Annotated in this window: 19 protein-coding genes and 1 pseudogene; 7 read left to right on the forward strand and 13 right to left on the reverse strand. The window is 64.1% G+C overall.

Going from position 1 to position 18,805, the window contains the following annotated elements; translation table 11 throughout:
* The first annotated feature begins 43 nt into the window (after positions 1–43).
* The gene (locus tag TO66_RS07710) at positions 44–436 is read left to right on the forward strand and encodes a hypothetical protein (protein ID WP_044461780.1); all 393 of its coding nucleotides are present in this window, start codon (positions 44–46) and stop codon (positions 434–436) included.
* A gap of 43 nt (positions 437–479) precedes the next feature.
* On the opposite strand, the gene TO66_RS07715 is transcribed toward TO66_RS07710, so the two are convergent.
* The 3 genes from TO66_RS07715 to TO66_RS07725 form a co-directional block, all read right to left on the reverse strand.
* Complete coding sequence (locus TO66_RS07715) at positions 480–1,349, reverse strand: DUF6279 family lipoprotein (protein ID WP_044461781.1); 870 nt, start codon at positions 1,347–1,349, stop codon at positions 480–482.
* Between the two features lie 74 nt (positions 1,350–1,423).
* Positions 1,424–2,140, reverse strand: coding sequence for a TorF family putative porin (locus TO66_RS07720; protein ID WP_044461782.1), 717 nt, complete (start codon positions 2,138–2,140; stop codon positions 1,424–1,426).
* Between the two features lie 189 nt (positions 2,141–2,329).
* Positions 2,330–2,518, reverse strand: a complete 189-nt coding sequence (locus TO66_RS07725) for a hypothetical protein (RefSeq protein ID WP_171820072.1) — start codon at positions 2,516–2,518, stop codon at positions 2,330–2,332.
* A 344-nt stretch (positions 2,519–2,862) separates the two neighbouring features.
* Here TO66_RS07725 and TO66_RS07730 point away from each other — a divergent pair, with 344 nt between their 5' ends.
* On the forward strand, positions 2,863–3,699 hold the full coding sequence (locus tag TO66_RS07730) for a S1 RNA-binding domain-containing protein (protein ID WP_044461783.1): 837 nt from the start codon (positions 2,863–2,865) through the stop codon (positions 3,697–3,699).
* Positions 3,700–3,857: 158 nt separating this feature from the next.
* A complete protein-coding gene (locus tag TO66_RS07735) occupies positions 3,858–4,781 on the forward strand; it encodes a DMT family transporter (RefSeq protein ID WP_044461784.1) in 924 nt (307 codons plus the stop codon).
* A 7-nt stretch (positions 4,782–4,788) separates the two neighbouring features.
* Here TO66_RS07735 and TO66_RS07740 read toward each other — a convergent pair whose 3' ends face one another.
* Positions 4,789–5,958 (reverse strand): YbfB/YjiJ family MFS transporter, encoded by a 1,170-nt coding sequence (locus TO66_RS07740; protein WP_044461785.1) that lies wholly within the window; start codon positions 5,956–5,958, stop codon positions 4,789–4,791.
* Between the two features lie 104 nt (positions 5,959–6,062).
* Between TO66_RS07740 and ptrR the strand changes: the two genes are divergently transcribed.
* Positions 6,063–6,956, forward strand: coding sequence for a putrescine utilization regulator PtrR (ptrR, locus tag TO66_RS07745; protein ID WP_044461786.1), 894 nt, complete (start codon positions 6,063–6,065; stop codon positions 6,954–6,956).
* Between the two features lie 135 nt (positions 6,957–7,091).
* Positions 7,092–7,220 (forward strand): PA1414 family protein, encoded by a 129-nt coding sequence (locus tag TO66_RS33855; protein WP_009042667.1) that lies wholly within the window; start codon positions 7,092–7,094, stop codon positions 7,218–7,220.
* Positions 7,221–7,345: 125 nt separating this feature from the next.
* On the opposite strand, the gene TO66_RS07750 is transcribed toward TO66_RS33855, so the two are convergent.
* From TO66_RS07750 to speB, 6 genes and pseudogenes are all read right to left on the reverse strand, one after another.
* Entirely contained in the window at positions 7,346–7,597 is a 252-nt protein-coding gene (locus TO66_RS07750) for a phosphopantetheine-containing protein (RefSeq protein WP_044461787.1), read from the reverse strand.
* Between the two features lie 55 nt (positions 7,598–7,652).
* On the reverse strand, positions 7,653–8,378 hold the full coding sequence (locus TO66_RS07755; RefSeq protein WP_044461788.1) for an MBL fold metallo-hydrolase: 726 nt from the start codon (positions 8,376–8,378) through the stop codon (positions 7,653–7,655).
* 85 nt (positions 8,379–8,463) lie between these two features.
* Positions 8,464–9,843 carry a sodium:solute symporter gene (locus TO66_RS07760; RefSeq protein WP_044461789.1) on the reverse strand — a complete coding sequence of 460 codons (1,380 nt, stop codon included), beginning with the start codon at positions 9,841–9,843 and terminating at the stop codon, positions 8,464–8,466.
* Between the two features lie 140 nt (positions 9,844–9,983).
* The gene (locus TO66_RS33210; RefSeq protein ID WP_156162044.1) at positions 9,984–10,181 is read right to left on the reverse strand and encodes a hypothetical protein; all 198 of its coding nucleotides are present in this window, start codon (positions 10,179–10,181) and stop codon (positions 9,984–9,986) included.
* A 54-nt stretch (positions 10,182–10,235) separates the two neighbouring features.
* Positions 10,236–10,424, reverse strand: a pseudogene (locus tag TO66_RS33860) (DUF4440 domain-containing protein); the annotation flags it as partial.
* A 17-nt stretch (positions 10,425–10,441) separates the two neighbouring features.
* Positions 10,442–11,392, reverse strand: a complete 951-nt coding sequence (gene speB, locus TO66_RS07765) for an agmatinase (RefSeq protein ID WP_044461790.1) — start codon at positions 11,390–11,392, stop codon at positions 10,442–10,444.
* Positions 11,393–11,765: 373 nt separating this feature from the next.
* On the opposite strand from speB, the gene TO66_RS07770 reads away from it, so the two are divergent.
* On the forward strand, positions 11,766–12,659 hold the full coding sequence (locus tag TO66_RS07770; protein ID WP_044461791.1) for a LysR family transcriptional regulator: 894 nt from the start codon (positions 11,766–11,768) through the stop codon (positions 12,657–12,659).
* 10 nt (positions 12,660–12,669) lie between these two features.
* Complete coding sequence (locus TO66_RS07775; RefSeq protein ID WP_044461792.1) at positions 12,670–13,290, forward strand: tRNA-uridine aminocarboxypropyltransferase; 621 nt, start codon at positions 12,670–12,672, stop codon at positions 13,288–13,290.
* 69 nt (positions 13,291–13,359) lie between these two features.
* Here TO66_RS07775 and TO66_RS07780 read toward each other — a convergent pair whose 3' ends face one another.
* The 3 genes from TO66_RS07780 to TO66_RS07790 are packed head-to-tail and all read right to left on the reverse strand — an operon-like array spanning position 13,360 to position 18,261.
* Positions 13,360–14,715 (reverse strand): HlyD family type I secretion periplasmic adaptor subunit, encoded by a 1,356-nt coding sequence (locus tag TO66_RS07780; RefSeq protein WP_044461793.1) that lies wholly within the window; start codon positions 14,713–14,715, stop codon positions 13,360–13,362.
* Between the two features lie 9 nt (positions 14,716–14,724).
* Complete coding sequence (locus TO66_RS07785; RefSeq protein ID WP_044461794.1) at positions 14,725–16,884, reverse strand: type I secretion system permease/ATPase; 2,160 nt, start codon at positions 16,882–16,884, stop codon at positions 14,725–14,727.
* An 18-nt stretch (positions 16,885–16,902) separates the two neighbouring features.
* A complete protein-coding gene (locus TO66_RS07790; protein WP_044465967.1) occupies positions 16,903–18,261 on the reverse strand; it encodes a TolC family outer membrane protein in 1,359 nt (452 codons plus the stop codon).
* Positions 18,262–18,805: the final 544 nt, after the last annotated feature.

An 18,805-nucleotide genomic window follows, 5' to 3' on the forward strand; every position in this document is an offset into this window, starting at 1 on the left:
TAGGCAAGGGCATCTCGTTTTCAAGGGTGGAGGCTCAATCGACATGACGACTTACAACTGGGATCTGATCGAACGCTTGTTGCATGAGGTGCAGAACGGTGCGGGCCGCAGCTTCACGCCGCGCCCTTATGCCGAGGAACATGCCGCGGCCAAGGCGGCCGAGGGTGAGGCGCCGGGCAATCTGGACGCGTTGAAAAGCACTGCCAGCGAATACGAAAAACTGTTGCTGGAGCGTGGCTTCATCGAGCCGCGACCGGAAGAGGAAGGCGGCAACGGCGAAAACTTCCGCCTGACGCCCCGCGGCGCCAGCCTGCTGAGCATGATCGACAGCAGCATTCCGGGTAACGACCATCCGCGCCAGGTGCTGGAAGAGCAGGCCGATGCGCTGGAGCCGATCGTCTTCGACGAACTGGCGAGCAAGGCGCAGATCGCCTGACGCCCCGCTCGCAAGCCCGCTTCGAGGCGACGCAGCCCTGAGGCTACTCGGGGCGCGTGGCCTTCATGCATTTCAAGGCCGCGAATTCACTGCGCACGTTCTGCAGCTTGTCGCGCAGATGCTCGCGCTGGCTGGCCGAGCTTTGTGCCATCAGGTCCACCAGCAGGCTGCGCGCCGCCTGTTCGGTGCTGGCGTAGGCCTCGCGATAGGCCGGCGTCCACAGGCTTTCGCGGTCCACCAGCAGGCGCTCGATGCGAGCACCGAAGTCGCTGTCCTGGCGGCGTTCCAGGGCGGCGCTGAAGTGTGCCTGCCAGTTGGCGCGGTTGGCGATCCACTGGCGGTTCTGGTCGCCGAGGGAGGCCGACCAGTCCGCCACCCGCCGCACCTGGTCCGGGCTGAGAGGGCCGAGCCAGGCCGTCAGGCGCTTGTCCATGCGTTCGCCGCGCTCGCGGATCTGCTGTTCCAGCGGTGGCTTGACGTATTGCTCCTGGCGTTCGCGCAGGTCCTTGGCGAGGGCCGCCTTCATCTCCGTAACCTGCCGATCGTCCAGGCCGCGCAGCAGCTCGATGGCCGAGGGGGTGATCGCGCGGGCGGTCTGGGCGATGGCCTGCTTGGCCTCGCGGGTGCGCTCCTGCAGGGCGGCATCGCTGACCTGATTGCGCTGCACCATCAGTTGCAGGCGGTCCAGCCAGTCCAGGTAGCCGGGCAATTGCGTGCTGCAATGCCAGCTCAGGTGTTCCTTGAGGCGCTCGTTGAACCAGCTCTTTTGCTCGCGGTTCATTTCCAGGTAGTCGTTGAGCGTCCAGGGGATGATCACATCGAGGTTGCGGTAGGCCAGGCCGACCCGGTTGCAGGCGGTCAGTACCAGGCTCAGCAGCACGAACAGGATGAGGTGTTGCAACCGGCGCGACATGGCGAGTCCTTGCGAAGGGTTTCCAGGCAGGGGTTTGTCATCTGAACCCGGAACGCCTCCGGCAGTTCAGCCGTTCAATAGAACGAGTGCTCGGCCTTGAAGGTGAGCAGGCTGTCGCACTGCGCGTTGTGTCCAGAATAGGCCGAGCAATCGCTGCCGTTGAGGCTGGAGTCGCTGTAGATCAGCTTCAGGTCGATGCCCATCCAGGGGCGGGAGAGTTTGATCGACCAGTCGTTGAAGCTGCTGACGTAGCCGTTGCTCACCGACGCCGGGCTACCCAACTGATGAGTGGTGTACTTGATGCTCACGCCGATGCCGAATGGCGGGTTGCCGCCCAGGTCGGCGAACAGCGTGCTGTTGCGCTTGTCCGGATCCTGGCTGAAGGCGGCGCCGAAGCGGCTGCCCAGCAGGGTCAGGCCACCGTAGAACTCCTGGCTGTCCTGGGGCGCCAGCTGCGGATAGCTGTACTGGATCATGCCGACTTCATAGCCCAGGGTCTGGTCGAACGGGTGCTTGAACCCCAGGTAGGAATCCACTTCCAGGTCGTTCGATTCGCCAAGGCCCATGCTGGGCGACCACTGGCCGACGTACCAGCCGCTGTCGTGGCTCAGGTCCAGGCCGCCGTGGAACGAACCGCTGGCCGATGGCTTGACCAGGCCCTGGGCCATGCTGCGACTGGGCGTGCTGCTGAGCTTGAGATCGAAATCCCCCAGTTCGCGCTGGAAGATCTGCCCGTGGGCCAGCGGGCTGGCCAGCAGGCTGGCGAGCAGGAAAAAGGAGGGTTTGCGCATGCGTCACTCCGGGAAAAGCGCGGAGCAGGAACCGCGGAACCTACTGGAACGCCTGTTCTAGACGTGTGCAAGGATACCGGCGAAACCTCTGGAGCGAGGGCCGTTCGTCGATTTCACGGGAAGAAGGGAGAAGCCTGTCCTAGCGCTTTGAGGCTCAAAGCGCATAGGGACGAGGAGGTGTCGCGGGGATTATTTCTTGCCCAGGCTGATCTGCTTGGACTGGCCGAAAGTCTGGCCACTGACGCCCTTGGCAATTTGCTGGATCTCACCGCCGGATTTCAGGAAAGCCGCGATCTGATCGTTGATCGATTCGCTGGTTTCAACGGCTGGAGCTGGTTTTACTTTGCTGTTGGATGCTTTTACGCGCATGGCGGCCATTAACCTTCAGGAAAATTAATTTGGCCAGGTATTATACACGGATTGCCCGATAATTGTTGGGTGAATATCCCGGTGGAAATAACCCTTGAGAATCTTTGAATAATCCTAAGTTGATCTCGGGAATATCCCCATAAGCCACTGTTTTAAATAAAGACAATACGCTGCCGAGGGGCTTGCCGAGGCGCCGCCTCAGGAGCGATGGCGCTCGGCTGGGCTGACCGGTGGCGGTGCTGGCTGGCGCAAGGCCATGAAGCTCAAGGTTTTCCGCAAAATTTGCCGTGCGCCGGTCAACCCGGCAGGGAAAAACGGGTAGAATGCCGGCCACGCAATGAGGGTAATTGGAAATGGCTTTAGTCGGGCGCTACAACAGTTTGCAAGTGGTTAAACATACTAACTTCGGTTTGTATCTGGACGGTGGCGCGGATGGCGAAATACTCCTGCCCAATCGTTATATTCCCAAGGATATTCCCAGTGAAGATGAAGACTGGCTGAATGTCTTTGTTTATCTGGATAGCGCCGACAAGTTAATTGCAACTACCGAAAAACCGAAAGTTCAAGTTGGTGAATTCGCCAGTCTCAAAGTCGTGGAAGTCAACAGTATCGGCGTGTTCCTCGACTGGGGCTTGCCCAAGGACCTGCTGCTGCCGTACTCCGAGGAGAAGCGTCAGTTGAACGCTGGCGACTATTGCGTGGTGCATGTCTACCTCGACAAGCACACCCGTCGCATTACCGCCACGGCGCGCCTGGACCGTTACCTGGACAAGGCGCCGGTGACCTACAAGGTCGGCCAGGAGGTCGATCTGCTGGTGGCCGAGGCCACCGACATGGGTTTCAAGGCGATCATCAACAACAAGCATTGGGGCTTGATCCACAAGAACGAAGTGTTCAAGTTCCTGCGCCCGGGCAAACAGGAAAAAGGCTATATCAAGGAAGTTCGCGCCGACGGCAAGATCAGCCTGAGCCTGCAACCGGTGGGTGAAGAACTGGCCAGCAGCCTGAACTCGAAGATTCTCGCCAAGTTGCGGGAAAACAACGGCACCCTGCCGGTCAGCGACAAGAGCGACCCGGCGCTGATCAGTAACCTGTTCGGGGTCAGCAAGGGCAACTTCAAGAAGGCCATCGGCGCGCTGTACAAGAATGGCCAGATCGTCATTCACGCTGACCGTATCGAACTGACCTGAGTACCGCTCACCTATGACCGCTGCCTGCCCGCAGCGGTTTTTTCTGTCCGTTTGGTTGATAATCGACGGCACCTTGTTCTTCGCCCCGGACCGGTTTCGGGGCTTTGTCGTTTCTATCGAGTGACTGCCATGTCCACGAATCTGCCCGAGGGCCAGCGATGAGCATCGAACGGCGCAGCGCCGATGGCTTCGCCCTGCAAGTGATGCTGGGGTTGTGCCTGATCTGGGGCGTACAGCAGGTGATGATCAAGTGGGCCGCCGCGGATATCGCCCCGGTGATGCAGGCCGCCGCCCGCTCGGGCATTTCGGCGCTGCTGGTGGCCCTGTTGATGTGCTGGAAGGGCGGCTGGTCGCAGATCGGCAGCACCTGGCGCGGCGGCCTGCTGGCCGGCAGCCTGTTCGGCCTGGAATTCCTGTTCATCGCCGAAGGCCTCAAGCTCACCAGCGCGGCGCACATGTCGGTGTTTCTCTATACCGCGCCGATCTTCACCGCGCTGGGGGTGAACTGGCTGTTGCCCAGCGAACGCCTCAGGCCCCTGCAATGGCTGGGGATAGTGCTGGCGTTCATCGGCATCGGGGTGGCCTTCGCCGGCGGCATTTCGCTGGATAACCTGGATACGCGCATGCTGCTCGGTGACGCCCTGGGCTTGCTGGCCGGCCTGGCGTGGGGCGCGACCACCGTGGTGGTGCGTGCTTCGCGCCTATCCGAGGCGCCGGCGACCCTGACCCTGTTCTATCAACTGCTGGTCGGTTTTGTCGGCCTGCTGCTGATCGCGGTGCTGAGCGGGCAGGTCACCCATGTCAGCCTGACGCCGGTGGCGGTGGCCAGCGTGCTGTTCCAGGGCCTGGTGGTGTCCTTTTTCAGCTACCTGACCTGGTTCTGGCTGTTGCGCCGTTACCTGGCCGCCAACCTGGCGGTGTTTTCCTTCATGACGCCGCTGTTCGGCGTCACCTTCGGTGTGCTGTTGCTGGGCGAGCCGCTGAGCCTGAACTTCGTGTTCGGGGCGGTGCTGGTCTTGCTCGGCATCACCTTTGTCAGCGCCGAGCAGTGGCTGCGCCGGCGTATCCGCAGCTGGTTGTAGCGGCGCCTCAGACGGCCGCGCGGCAGGCCCCGGCAGCGGACTGGCGCGGCGTCCATGACAGCGCACCGGCCACTAACAGGCCGCTGCCGGCGACAATCAGCGCCGGTTGCAGGCCACCGCTGAAATGGCTGCTCAGCGCCGCCAGCAGCGGTCCGCTCAGTTGGCCCAGGGCGAAGCAGGCCGTCAGCAGGCCGGCGTTGCGCTGGGTGGCGTGGGGCGCGAGTTCCCGCGAGCGTTGCATCACCAATTGCATGCAAGCGAGGAACGGCGTGCCGCACAGCAGCACGCCCAGGGCCAGGCCGATACCACTCCCCAACAGGCAAGCGAAGATCCCGGCGGCCTGCAGCCACAAGGTCGCCATCAGCCAGTGACGCGTGGCATCCGGGGCGTGCCGCCGCAGGCTGACCAGCAGCACGCCCACCGCTGCCGCGAGACCGAAGCACGGCCAGAACAGATCGGCCTGCCATTGCCCCTGGAACCGGACACTGGCCATCTGTGACAGGAACGTCGCAGGCAGGATGTATCCCACGCCATACAGCGCATAAATCAGGCCGAGCCGGGCAATCGCGCCGCGGTTCGAGGCCGGGGGCGGCGGGGCTGTGTTCGGCGCGACCGGGGCCGGGCGTGGCAGGATCGGCAGCATCGCCAGCAGCATCAGCAGGCCGGCCGTTGCATACACCAGCCACAAGGTGGCGGAGTTTTGCCGCAACAGGTTCGCCCCCAGCGCCAGCAGGCCGGTCAGGAAGATCCCCAGGCCGGGACCGGCGAACACCAGGGCGCCCAGTCGGGGCCGGCCGGCGGCCAGCGCCAGCGGCTGGCTCAGCGCGGTGATCATCACCAGCACCCAGGCGCTGGCCACACCGGTACCGAAGCGCAATAGCAGGTGCGACCAGAAACCCTCGGCCCAGTACGAGGCCAGGGTCAGCCCCACGCACAGCCACAGCCCGCCGAGCAGGCGCCGCTGAACCTGGGCCGGACGGTGGGCGAACATGGCCTCCAGCGCGCCGATGAAGTACCCCAGATAGTTGGCGGCGGCAATCAGGCCGGCGCCGGTCAGGTCGACCTGGCCTTCGCCGAGCAGGTGTGGCAATTGCGGGGTGAGGGCGAAGCGGCCGATGCCCATGGCCATCATCAGGGCGATGAAGCTGGCGAGCAGGCGAATCAGTGGGGAGGGCATGGTCCGGGCTCCAGGGAAGAGGCGATGACCGTCAGGCTAGAGTCGATTGACTTTCTTTAAAAATGAATAATATTGAGAAACTTGTTCTTTTTTGGAGAGTCGCTGTGGAGTTCAGCCAGCTGCGCATCTTCCAGGCGGTTGCCGAGGAAGGTTCCATCACCCGCGCCGCGGAGCGCCTGCACCGGGTGCCGTCCAACCTGTCGACCCGGCTCAAGCAGCTGGAAGAACAACTGGGGGTCGAACTGTTTCTGCGCGAACGCCAGCGCCTGCAACTGTCGCCGGCGGGCAAGGTGCTGCTCGATTACGCCGCGCGCCTGTTCGCCCTGCGCGACGAGGCCCAGGGCGCCGTGCAAGGCGGGCAGCCGGCCGGTGATTTCGTATTGGGCACCATGTACAGCACCGCGGCGATTCAGTTGCCGGCGCTGCTGGCGCGTTATCACCGCGCTTATCCGGCGGTGAACCTGCAGGTGCAATCGGCGCCCAGCGGCGAGTTGCTCGAAGGCCTGCTGGCCGGGCGCCTGGATGCGGCGCTGGTGGATGGCCCGCTGGAGCTGGCCAGCCTGGAGGGGGTGCCGCTGTGCGAGGAAACCCTGGTGCTGATCAGTGAGATGGACCATCCGCCGATCCGTAGTGCGCGGGATGTCGAAGGGCGTGCGGTGTTCACCTTTCGCCGCGGCTGTTCGTACCGCATGCGCCTGGAAGCCTGGTTCGCCCACTCTCACGCCGCCATGGGGCGGGCAATGGAAATCGAGTCCTACCAGGGCATGCTGGCCTGTGTGATTGCCGGTTCCGGGGTGGCGCTGATGGCCGAGTCGATGCTTGCCAGCCTGCCCGGTCGCGAGAGCGTGGCGGTGCACCCGCTGGCCGAGCCCTTTGCCAGTGCTACCACCTGGCTGATGTGGCGCAGGGGCATGCTGGGCGCCAACCTCAATGCCTGGATCGAGCTGCAGCAGGCGAGCCAGACGGATCGCCGCGAGGCACTGCGGACGACGGCCTGAGGCGCCGGGTCGATTCAGATTAATCCGGTAACAGATCATTGCTATCCAGGTTGAGCAATGCCCGAAACTTAGCGCTATTATCAACCCAGGCGGCTCCAGAACCCTGCCGCCGGGCACGACCCTTAAGGGGGCACTATGAAAGAGAAACTGCAGAACTGGCTTCACGACCTCGGGGTCGCACTGGGACTGATCGAGCCACCATTGCAGCCGGTGCCAATCCGCACAGACGACGAACAGCGGCGTCGGCAACAGCGCCGTCGTTGATATCGGTTCGAGAGTGGAGCAGGCGTCTTGCCTGCTCCCGTCGTTTTTCAGCCGCGCGAGGGCAGGTTCATTCGCGATCGGCCTTCTGATCCAAACCCTTCACTGCGCAACACCGCCACTGGCGTTCAATGCTGTGCAATCCTCAGCAGAAAGCGGCTCAGGTCGTTGGCGCTGTTCGCCGCCTTGAGCATCTGATCCTCTTCGTGGGTAAAGGCCGTCAGGCCGAATTCATCTTCCAGGTGGAAAATCAGGTCCTCGATATCCTGTTTGTCCAACCCCAGCGTGCGCAGGCTCGCGTCGTCGGCAAATCGCTCATTGCTTTCCAGCAGGCGGCTGATGAAGTCATGCACGGTTTGTCGAACTTCGGCTCTTTTCATGGCGGCTCTTTCGCGGGAGCCCGATGGTGGGGGCTGTGTGCAGTACAGCACAGCTTCAGGCGTGCCGGCGGATCCAATCCTCGATCATGCTGCGTAACGAGGCTCCCGAAAAACTGCCGAAATGACCGCCATGCACGGTACGCACCGGTAGTCGGTACAGGCGTTCGAGGCTGGCGGCGTAGTCCTCCAGGTTGGCGTGGTAGGCATCCTCTACCAGGGGGCCGTCGTAGATGATGTCGCCGCTGAACAGCGTGCCGCTGGCGCTTTCCCACAGGCTGATACCGCCGGGGGAATGACCGGGCGTGTGCAGCACCTGGAGATGGCGGCTGCCCAGGTCGAGCACGTCGCCTTCCTCGATCAGGCGGGTCGCCGGAGCGGCCTTGACCCGGTACTCGGCGTAGCACAGCGGACAATCCGGGTGGGCCTCGAACATCTCGTCGCCGACGCAGGCGGCAGACAGGGTATTGGCGCCGTCGGGCGCGGCGAGGATCTGCGCTTCGGCGGGGTGCACCAGGCGCTCGGGGAATTCGTGGTGCCCGGCGATATGGTCGAAATGGCAATGGCTGGCCACCGCGAGCAAGGGGCGTTCGGTGAGCCAGGGCAACTGCTCGCGCAGGCTGACCAGGCCGGAGCCGCTGTCCAGCAACAGGTCCCGGTCGCGGCCCTGGATGTGCCACAGGTTGCAACGATAGAACGGCCGGATGTAGGGCTCGTGAATCAAGCGGATCCCGTCAGCCAGGTGTTTGACTTCGAACCAGCGGTCGCGGCTGACAATCTTCATCGGGCTTTCCTCCAGGCGAAAAAAAACGGGTGCAGCCACCGACGCTGCACCCGCCGAAGAAAAATGTACGGCGTCTGACCTGAGGTTAGATCGCGCTGGCCAGGGTTGCCGGGCGACGAGACAACAGGCTCACCGCTACGAAGCTCACCAGGCCGACGGCCAGGCTGTAGTAGATCGGGGTGTTGGCGTCCAGGCCGTCCTTGAACATGAACGCCAGCGCGGTGATGAAGCCCAGGCCCATGCTGGCGATGGCGCCGGCGGTGGTCGCGCGTTTCCAGAAGATCGCCCCGATCAGCGGGATCAGCATGCCGCCCACCAGCAGGTTGTAGGCCAGGGTCAGGGCGCTGATGACGTCGTTGACCACCAGGGCGATGCCCAGTACCACGATGCCGGTCAGCAGGGTGAACAGGCGGTTGATCCCCAGGCTCGACTGTTTGCCACCGCGCAGCTTGGGCAGCAGGTCTTCGGTCAGGGTGGTGGAGGCGGCCAGCAGGCCGGCGCTGGCGGTGGACATCATGGCGGCCAGGGCCGCGGCGATCACCAGGCCACGGATGCCGTCCGGCAGCGAGGCTTTGACGATGGCGGCGAAAGCGTTGTTGACGTTGTCCAGGTCCGGCAGCAGAACGTGCGCGGCCATGCCGATCAGGGCGCAGGCCAGGCCGTAGAGAATGCAGTAGAAGCCGGCGACGGTGCCTGCGTATTGCGCGACTTTTTCGGTCTTGGCGGTGAACACCCGTTGCCAGATGTCCTGGCCGATCAGGATGCCGAAGAAGTAGATCATGAAGTAGGTGACGATGGTGTCCCAGCCGATGGTGGTGAAGCTGAAGCTCGCCGCCGGCAGCTTGGCCACCAGCTCATCCCAGCCGCCGACGCGGTACAGGCAGATCGGCAGCAGGATGAACATCAGGCCGACGGTCTTGATCACGAACTGGACGATGTCGGTCAGGGTCAGCGACCACATGCCGCCGATCGCCGAATAGATCACCACCACGCCGCCGCCCAGCAGCACCGAGATCCAGAACGGCAGGCCGAACAGCACTTGCAGCACGGTGCCGATGGCGAGGATCGAGGTCACGCCGATCATCAGCGCGTAGGCCAGCATGATCACCGCGCTGGCCTGGCGGGCCATCGGGTTGTAGCGCTTTTCCAGGACCTGGGTAACGGTGAAGATCCGCAGCTTGAGCAGCGGTTTGGCCAGCAGCAGGTTGAGGGCGATGATGCCCAGGCCCAGCGCGGCGCAGAGCCAGAAGCCGGAGATGCCGTGGACGTAGCCCAGGCGCACGGTGCCGACGGTGGAAGCACCGCCCAGCACGGTGGCGGCCATGGTGCCCATGTACAGGCTCGGGCCGAGGTTGCGCCCGGCCACCAGGTAATCCTCGTGGGTCTTGGCCTTGCGCATGCCGTAGTAGCCGAGCACCAGCATGCCGGCGGCATAGATGAGTACGACGAATAGATCTAAAGCCATGATGGCGTCTCCGATTATCTTTCTTATGGCAGAACCAGGTGGAACGTGTCGGCAAGACTTTTATTGTGGTGTGCTGCGTCCCTGCTCCGTGGCGCAGGAGGGAGCCTCGCCGCGGGCGTTGTCTCACCGTGATGGATTGATCAGGCTGTCTGTGGGCTCACGGCGCAGTGGCGTGAGTACCGGGAGGCGCCATAGGGATAGTCGCTGGCAAAGACAGGAGCGCTACCGCGGGCCAGGCGAAACAGGTCGCTGGGGCGGGCGTCGCGTTCAGGAGCCGGGATCGGGTCGATCCCATGGGCGTTGCTGCGGATAAGGCGGTTTTCTTTATTGTTATTCATGATCTGCTCCGATCATCGAGGCGGGCTCGTCGTGCGCGAGCGTCACCTGTCTGGCTAAGGGGGCGGTAGCCCTTCCGACAAGGCGGATAAATCTTCGTGGCAGGCCAGCCATAGGCCTTGTTGTATGCCGGACCCGCGTCGGTAAAAACGCGGGTCTCGTGCTCCCTGGCTCAGGTGTTGCTCCCCTGGCATGCGCCGCTCGCTGGCGGCGTCATGAATAACGACAGCGGCGCCGTCCTGCAGGACGGCACTTCCGGCTCTCAGCGACGTGCCACGCCAGGCAGTGCGCAGAGCATTTCATACAGCAGGTTGGCGCCCAGCAACGAGGTATTGCCGGTGGTGTCGTAGGGCGGCGAGACTTCTACCAGGTCGCAGCCCACCAGGTCGAGGCCCTGGCAACCACGGACGATCTCGATCGCCTGGATGGTGGTCAGGCCGCCGATTTCCGGGGTGCCGGTGCCCGGCGCCCAGGCCGGGTCGATGCCGTCGATGTCGAAGGAGAGGTACACCGGGCCGTTGCCGACTTTCTCGCGGACTTCGGCCATCAGCGGCTCCAGCGACTTGTGCCAGCACTCTTCGGCCTGCACCACGCGGAACCCCTGTTTGCGGCTCCAGTTGAAGTCTTCGGCGGTGTAGCCCTGGGCGCGCAGGCCGATCTGCACCACGCGGTCGCAATCGAGCAGGCCTTCCTCCACGGCGCGACGGAAGGTGGTGCCGTGGGCGATCTTCTCGCCGAACATGTGATCGTTGACATCGGCGTGGGCATCGATGTGCACCAGGCCTACCTTGCCGTGCTTTTTATGGATGGCGCGCAGGATCGGCAGGGTGATGGTGTGGTCGCCGCCCAGGGTCAGCGGGATCACGTTGTGCTCGAGGATGTCGTCGTAGGCTTCCTCGATGATGCGCACCGCGTCCAGCAGGTTGAAGGTGTTGATGGCCACGTCGCCGATGTCGGCCACGTTCAGCGAGTCGAAGGGCGCGGCGCCGGTGGCCATGTTGTAGGGGCGGATCATCACGGATTCGGCGCGGATCTCACGGGGCCCGAAGCGGGTGCCGGAGCGCAGCGAGGTGCCGATGTCCAGCGGTACGCCGACGAAGGCGGCATCCAGGCCGGCCGGGGTATGCACATGGGGAAGACGCATCATGGTGGCGATGCCGCCGAAGCGCGGCATTTCGTTGCCGCCCAGTGGTTGGTGGAGAATCTTGTCCACGGGATTGGCCTCATCGTTGTTTTATTTTTGGGGTTCGCGGCGCGGCAAACGGCGGCTGGCGAAACCGAGTGGGGCCGATTCTGCGAAATGTAGTGCTCGGGAAGAATCGCTACGGGCAAATACTTAGTTCAGAATTTTCTAAACTAATGGCGGCGGTAAAGGATAGACTTCAGGCCTGCGAGAGTAGCGGTGTCTGTGCTGACGTCATCGCGGGCGAGCCTCGCTCCTACAGGACTGCATGCTTCTGTAGGAGCGAGGCTTGCCCGCGATAGGCCGTAATGCCGGCCGCCAGGCCCTCCATGAAGGAGCGTCAATGCGGTCCGGATGACCCAGATACCCGATCATCGTTGTCGATCTGCCGGATGGAGTTCCCATGGCCAACGCTTTACCTGATCTGAAACTATTGCGCATCTTCGTCAGCGTGGTGCGGCATCAGGGGTTCGCCAATGCCCAGCACGAGCTGAACCTTTCCACCTCGGCCATCAGCACCTACATGAGCCAGCTCGAAGCGGCCCTGGGGCTGGTGCTGTGCCATCGTGGCCGTGGCGGTTTCAGCCTGACCAGCAAGGGCGAGCTGTTCCATCAGGAGACCCTGCGCCTGCTGGGCGAGCTGGAGGGCTTCGAGCAGTATGCCGCGGCGCTCAAGGGCGAACTGCGCGGCACCCTCAACCTGGGGGTGATCGACTCGACGGTGAGCGACAAGGCCCTGCCGTTCGCCGAAGCCATCGGTGCCTACAGCCAGGAACACCCGGCGGTGCATTTGCACCTGTCGGTGCTCAGCCCCTACGAATTGCAGCTCGGCGTGCAGGACAACCGCCTGGACCTGGCCATCGGCGCCTTCTCCACGCGCATGAGCGGGCTGGTGTACATGCCGCTGTACCGCGAGCAGCACTGGCTGTATTGCAGCAGCCGGCACCCGCTGTTCAACGAGCGGCGCATCCCGGAGCAGGTCATCACCCAGCAGCGCATGGTCGGGCGTGGCTACTGGAGCCAGGCCGAGCTGGCGCGCCATGGGTTCAAGCACAGCGCGGCGACGGTGGAGAGCATGGAGGCGCAGTTGATCCTGGTGCTGTCCGGCGCCTATATCGGCTACCTGCCCGAGCATTACGCCCAGGCCTGGGCCGACAAGGGCGATTTGCGCGTGCTGCTGCCGGCGACCTTCGGCTACCAGGCGCCGTTCTCGATGATCGTGCGCCGTGGTCGCAGCCGCGAACCCCTGATCCAGACGTTCCGCGACCTGCTCAAGGCGCAGCTCAACCAGGTCTGAGGAGGCCAGCATGTCCGCCCCGCTATCCCGCGCTCAGTGCCCGCGCTGCCGGCGTCCGAAAAGCCATTGCCTGTGCCCGCTGATCCCGCGGCTGGACAGCCGCACCCGGGTGCTGCTGTTGCAGCATCCCAGTGAAGTCAACCACGCGCTGAACACCGCGCGGCTGGCGGCGCTGGGGCTGAACAATGCCGAGCTGATCGTCGGCGAGGTGTTTGACGACCTGCCGGCGCTGCTGAACCCGCCCGGGTACCAGGCGCGGCTGCTGTTTCCGGCGGAGGATGCGCAGCCGTTGCGCGCCTATGCCAGCGAGCCGGACAGCCAGCCCTTGCTGCTGGTGGTGCCCGACGGCACCTGGCGCAAGGCGCGCAAGCTGTTGCACCTCAATCCGCTGCTGGCGGCGTTGCCCCGGGTGACCCTGGGCGCAGGTGCGGTGTCCCGCTACCGGTTGCGCAAGGCGCCGGGGCCAGGGGCGCTGTCGACTGTCGAGGCGATTGTCCAGGCCTTGCAGACCCTGGAGGCGCCGACCTCGTTCGAGCCTTTGCTGAAGCCTTTCGAGGCCTTGATCGACGGGCAGATCGCGGCGATGGGGGAGGAGGTGTTCCTGCGCAATCATGGTGAGGGCAAGGCTTGAGGGCCTTGTCGCGAGCACGCTTCGCTCCTGCCGAGGAAGGTCTTCTCGCCTGTCGCGGAGACGGCGGGCCTAACGCTCGCGCATGGCCTCGGTCCGCGCCTTGAGCACCGGCTTGAGCAGGTAGTCGAGCACGCTTTTCTCGCCGGTGATGATGTCCACCGTGGCGACCATGCCTGGGATGATCAGCAGCGGCTTGAGGTCGCCGCCCAGGTGATTCTTGTCGGTTCGCACCTGGATCAGGTAGAAGCTGTTGCCCTTGTCGTCGGTGATGGTGTCGGCGCCGATCAGTTCCAGCTTGGCGCTCAGGCCACCGTAGATGGTGTAGTCGTAGGCGCTGAACTTGACCATGGCTTTCTGGCCGGGATGGAGGAAGGCCACGTCCTGCGGCCGCACCCTGGCCTCGATCAGCAGGTTGTCTTCCAGCGGCACGATTTCCACCATGTCGCTGCCCGGCTGGACCACGCCGCCGATGGTGTTGACCTTGAGCTGCTTGATCACCCCATGCACCGGCGAGGTCACGGTGGTGCGGGTGACCCGGTCGTCGATGGCGATGCTCGAGGCGGTGATCTTCGACAGGTCGGTGCGTTTCTCGTTGAGTTCCTTGGCGGCGTCGGAACGAAAACTCTGTTCGGACTCGTCGATCTTGCTCCTGATCTCGTTGATTGCCGATTCCGCCCGGGGGATGGCCAGGGTCGTGGCATTGAGCGAGCCACGGATCTCCACGGCGCTGCGCTTGAGGCGCAGGATCTCCACCGGCGATACCGCGCCGGTGTTCACCAGCGGCGCCGACATGTTCATTTCCTGGTTGAGCAGGGCCAGGCTGGAGCTGTATTGGCCCTGCTTGGAGCGGAACTCCGCCAGTTCCTGGGTCTTTTGCCGCAGCTGTTCGCTCAGGGTCCGCTGCTCGCTGGCCAGGCGACGCTGGCGCTGCTCGTAGAGCGAGCGTTCGTCTTCCGCCACCTGGGGCGCCTTGGCCACCACCTCGTCGGAGGGCTTGAACGGCCGGCCCTCGGCTTCGGCGGACAGGCGTTCGACCTGGGCCATCAAGGCGTAGCGGTCGGCCTCGCTTTCGCCCTTGTTCGACAGGAAGCGCGTGTCATCCAGGCGCAGCAGGGTGTCGCCCTTGTTCACCATCTGCCCCTCGCGCACGAAAATCTCGGTGACGATGCCGCCTTCCAGGTTCTGCACCACCTGCACCTTGCTCGAGGGAATGGCCTTGCCTTCGCCGACGGTGACTTCCTGCAACACCGCCAGCTTGGCCCAGACCAGGGCGCTGACGATCAGCGCGGCGGTCAGCCAGACGGTAATGCGCGAGCCGCGGGGCGAGTCCTGCAACGTGGCGCCGGCGGTTTCGGGCATGAACTCGCTTTCCGCGCTTTTGCGCAGGCTGGCGAAGTAGCCACACGATGGCGATGAGGCTGGCATGGGCGACTCCTAGACTGCCGCAGAGCCGACACGGCCCTTGCGCAGTGCATCGATGACCGCTTCTTTCGGGCCGTCGGCGACGATCCGCCCGTTGTCCAGGACCACCAGCCGGTCCACCAGGCTGAGCATCGAGGTGCGATGGGTCACCAGCAGCAGGGTCTTGCCCTGGACCCAGGCCTGCAGGCGCTGGCGCAGGGCGTCTTCGCTGCTGTTGTCCATGGCGCTGGTGGGTTCGTCCAGCAGCAGGATCGGCGGGTCCAGCAACAGCGCGCGGGCTAGCAGCACGGTCTGGCGCTGGCCGCCGGACAGCAGCTGGCCACGCTCGCCCACCGGCCGGTCGAAGCCCTGGGGATGCTGGCGGGCGAGGTCGAGGACGCCGGTCAGCTCGGCGACTTCGAGCATGCGCGTATCGCTGATGTAGTGGGCGCCGAGGGTCAGGTTGTCGCGCAGGCTGCCGGCCAGCAGCGGCAAGTCGTGGGCGACGTAGCCGATCTGCTGGCGCAGGTCCGCCACATCCAGTTGCCGCAGGTCGAGGCCGTCCAGCAGCAACTGGCCTTCGTCGGGGCTGTAGAAGCCCATGACCAGGCGCGCCAGGGTGCTCTTGCCGGAGCCGCTGCGGCCGATGATGCCGACCCGTTCGCCGGGCTTCAGGCTGAAGCCGATATGGTTCAGGGCCGGGGCATTCTGCCCCGGGTAGCTAAAGGTCACCTGGTTGACGGTCAGAGCGCCTTGCAGTTGCCGGCGTTCCAGCGGGCGCTGGCGGCTATCGCGTTCCTGGGGCAGGGCCATCAGGGTATCGGTGCTGCGCATGGTCAGCTGCGCCTGCTGGTAGCGGGTGATCAGCCCGGCGATCTGCCCCAGCGGCGCCAGGACCCGGCTGCCGAGCATGTAGGTGGCCACCAGCGCGCCGACGCTGAGGTTGCCGGCGATGATGCTGTAGACCCCGGCGACTATGGTCGCCATGCCGCAGAACTGCTGGATGAACAAGGTGCCGTTGGTGGCCAGGGCCGACAGGTTGCGCGCATGGCTGTCGAGGCGGGTGAGGGCGCCGTGGGTGCTCTCCCACTTGTGCTGGCGTTCGCTCTCGGCGCTGCAGGCCTTGAGGGTTTCCAGGCCGCCGAGGGTCTCGATCAGCAGCGCCTGGCGTTCGGCGCCCAGGCTCAGGCTCTTTTGCACGGTGTCGCGCAGGCGCGCCTGGATCAGCATGGCGAAGACGATGGTCAGGGGAAACGCCAGCAGCGGGATCACCACTAGCCAGCCGCCGAGCAGGCCGATCACCAGCAGCATGAGCACGGCGAAGGGCAGGTCGATCAGGCTGGTCAGGGTCACGGCGGTGAGAAACTCGCGCAGGCCCTGGAAGTCGTGGATGCTCTGGGCAAAGCCGCCGATGGTCGCAGGCCTGGCTTTCATCGCCATGCCGGTGATGCGTTCGAACAGCGTGGCCGAGAGGATCACGTCGGTGCGCTTCCCGGCGCTGTCCAGCAGATGGGCACGCACCACCCGCAGCACCAGTTCGAAGCCGGTGCCGATCAATAGGCCTATGGCCAGCACCCAGAGGGTCGAGGTGGCCTGGTTGGGCACCACGCGGTCGTAGGTCTGCATGACGAACAGCGGCACCATCAACCCGAGCAGGTTGATCAGCAGGCTGGCGAGGATCGCGTCGCTGTACAGCCAGCGCGAGAGTTTCAGGGTGTCGCGGAACCAGGCCTCGACCCGCGGCACCAGCGACTGGCGCAGGTCCTCGAGTTCGTGGCGGGGGCGGGCGAACAGGGCCTGGCCAGTGTAGTCGGCGTCCAGCTCGTCCTGGCCGACCCACTGCTCGCCGCCTTCGGCTTCGCTGGGCAGGATCAGCGCCTGGCCGTCGTCGCCCCAGCGCCGCAGGACCGCGCAGCGGCCCTGCTTGAGAATCAGCAGCACCGGCAGGTTGAGCGCGGAGATGGCCGACAGCTCGCGACGCAGCAGGCGGGCCTGCAGGCTGGCGCGAGCCGCGGCGCGGGGCAGCAGGTCCAGGCTCAGGCGCTGCTGGGCCAGGGGCAACCCCGCACTGAGGCTGGCACGGCTGACAGGGCAGTCGTGCAGTTTGCAGAGGATCAGCAATCCGTCCAACAACGGGTCATCGAAGCTCAGGCGCGGATCGCCGCCTGAGCTCCCGGGTTCCATGCTGGTCACATCGAGTCCTCCGCGGACTTAACGCATATCCGGCAGGCGGGCTTCGCTTTTCACTTCGGTCTGGGCGATCGCCTCGGCGGGCACCACGACTTTTTCCTTGTTCAGCAGCTCGCCCATGTTCGCCAGCACGCGGTACATCGAGAACTCCTCGGTGTAGCGCACTTCGGTGTAACGGCGGTTGGCGTTGTACAGCTCGTTTTCGCTGTCCAGCAGGTCGAGCAGGGTGCGCTGGCCGAGACCGAACTGGTCCTGGTAGGCGGCCCGCACGCGGGTGGTGGTCTCGGCGTATTCGCGAGCGGTGGGGGTCTGTTTCTTGGCGTTGACCATGGCGTTCCAGGCCAGCGTGATGTTCTCGTTGAGCATGCGCAGCGCGTTGTTGCGGATGTCCATGGCCTGGTTGATCTTGTGCGCGTCCGACTGCAGGCGGGCCTTGTCGCTGCCGCCGCGGAACAGGTTGTAGTTCATCACCACGCCGACCCGCCATTCGTTGTCGTGCCCCTTGTCGCCCTGCACGTTGTCGTTGGCGCCCACCGCGGCCTCGGCATCGAAGCGTGGGTAGAACGGCGACTTGGCGACTTCGTACTGGCTCTCGGCCGCTTGTACGTCGGCCTGGGCCGATTTCAGGTAGGGGTTGTTCTCCAGCATGCTCTGCCGCGCGTCCGGCAGGCTGGCGGGAATCTCGCCACGGACCGACGGCAGGCTTTCCAGCTCGTCGGGCAGGCGGCCCACGGCGCTGAAGAAGTTGGCCTCGGCGTCGGCCAGGTCGACCTGCGCCGTGTCGTAGTTGTTTTCCGCCAGGGCACGACGGGCCTTGGACTGGTCGAGGTCGGCGGTGCTGCCGACGCCGCGCTCGCTGCGCAGGCCGATCTGGTCGTTGACCCGCAGGTGCGCCTGCAGGTTGTTCTTCGCCAGGGTCACCAGCTCGCGGCGCTTGAGCACTTCCAGGTACACCTCGATGGTGCGCAGGGCCAGGCTCTCGGCAGTGCCGCGGGTGTAGTAGGCGCGCGAGTTGGAGACCGACTGGGTACGCCCGACTTCGTTGGCGGTATTGAAGCCATCGAAGAGCATCTGCCGCAGGCGCAACTCCGACTGGGTATAGGTCAGGGTCTCGGTGTGATGGTTGCCCAGGGCGCGGGTGGTGGTGTTGTCGCTGTAGCCACGGCCATAGGCGGCATTCAGGTCCACCGTTGGGTAGAAGCCTCCCTTGGCGACCTTGATGTCCTCATCAGCCGACAGACGGTTGTTCTGGCTCGCGCGCAGTTCCGGGTGGTTGTCCAGCGTGCTTTGAATAGCCTCCGTCAGAGACATGGCTTGGGCCTGGGACATCCAGGCCATGGCGAGTAGAACCGCGCTACTGAGGGGGGTGAAAACGCGCATGAGGTACATCTCCCTGATCCATTATGTTGCTTTGCGATCGCCAAAAAAATGACGAAATTCTGAGGTCAAACCGTTTCAGGCTTGTAACAACAGAGCTAAGAACATCCTGAGCGGAAGCTAAGAAGAATTTCTCATAAGCCTTATGCCGAAAAAAACTTATGCACTCTGTGAAATCCAGCACATTGTTCAGTTCACAAACCCCGTATTTATAGGCTTTAGGGAGCTTTTAAGGGGTTCGAAAAGGTTCAATAAATTTTGCAACAGAGAACGGGAAAGGAGTGATGGGGAGGGTGCGACACGGAGTTTGATGCGACATTTTTTTGTCACTCGCAGCAGTTTGAACCCTGTGTCACGACTTTTGCGGGTTTTGCGGGAGCGCGGTCCGAAGCCTTGTTTGCACGGGCTTTGGCAGACCCGGCAGACCCGTGGAAGTGAACGAGGGAGCGGGCCGGCACGTGGATTCGACTGGATAGACAGCAGCGAACCCCGGGGCGGGCCTTTTTCGTCGGTGACCCGATAACGCCATGGCGCTTTTTCCGTGCAA

This window comes from Pseudomonas sp. MRSN 12121 (genome assembly GCF_000931465.1).
In the GTDB taxonomy this organism is placed as follows: Bacteria; Pseudomonadota; Gammaproteobacteria; order Pseudomonadales; family Pseudomonadaceae; genus Aquipseudomonas.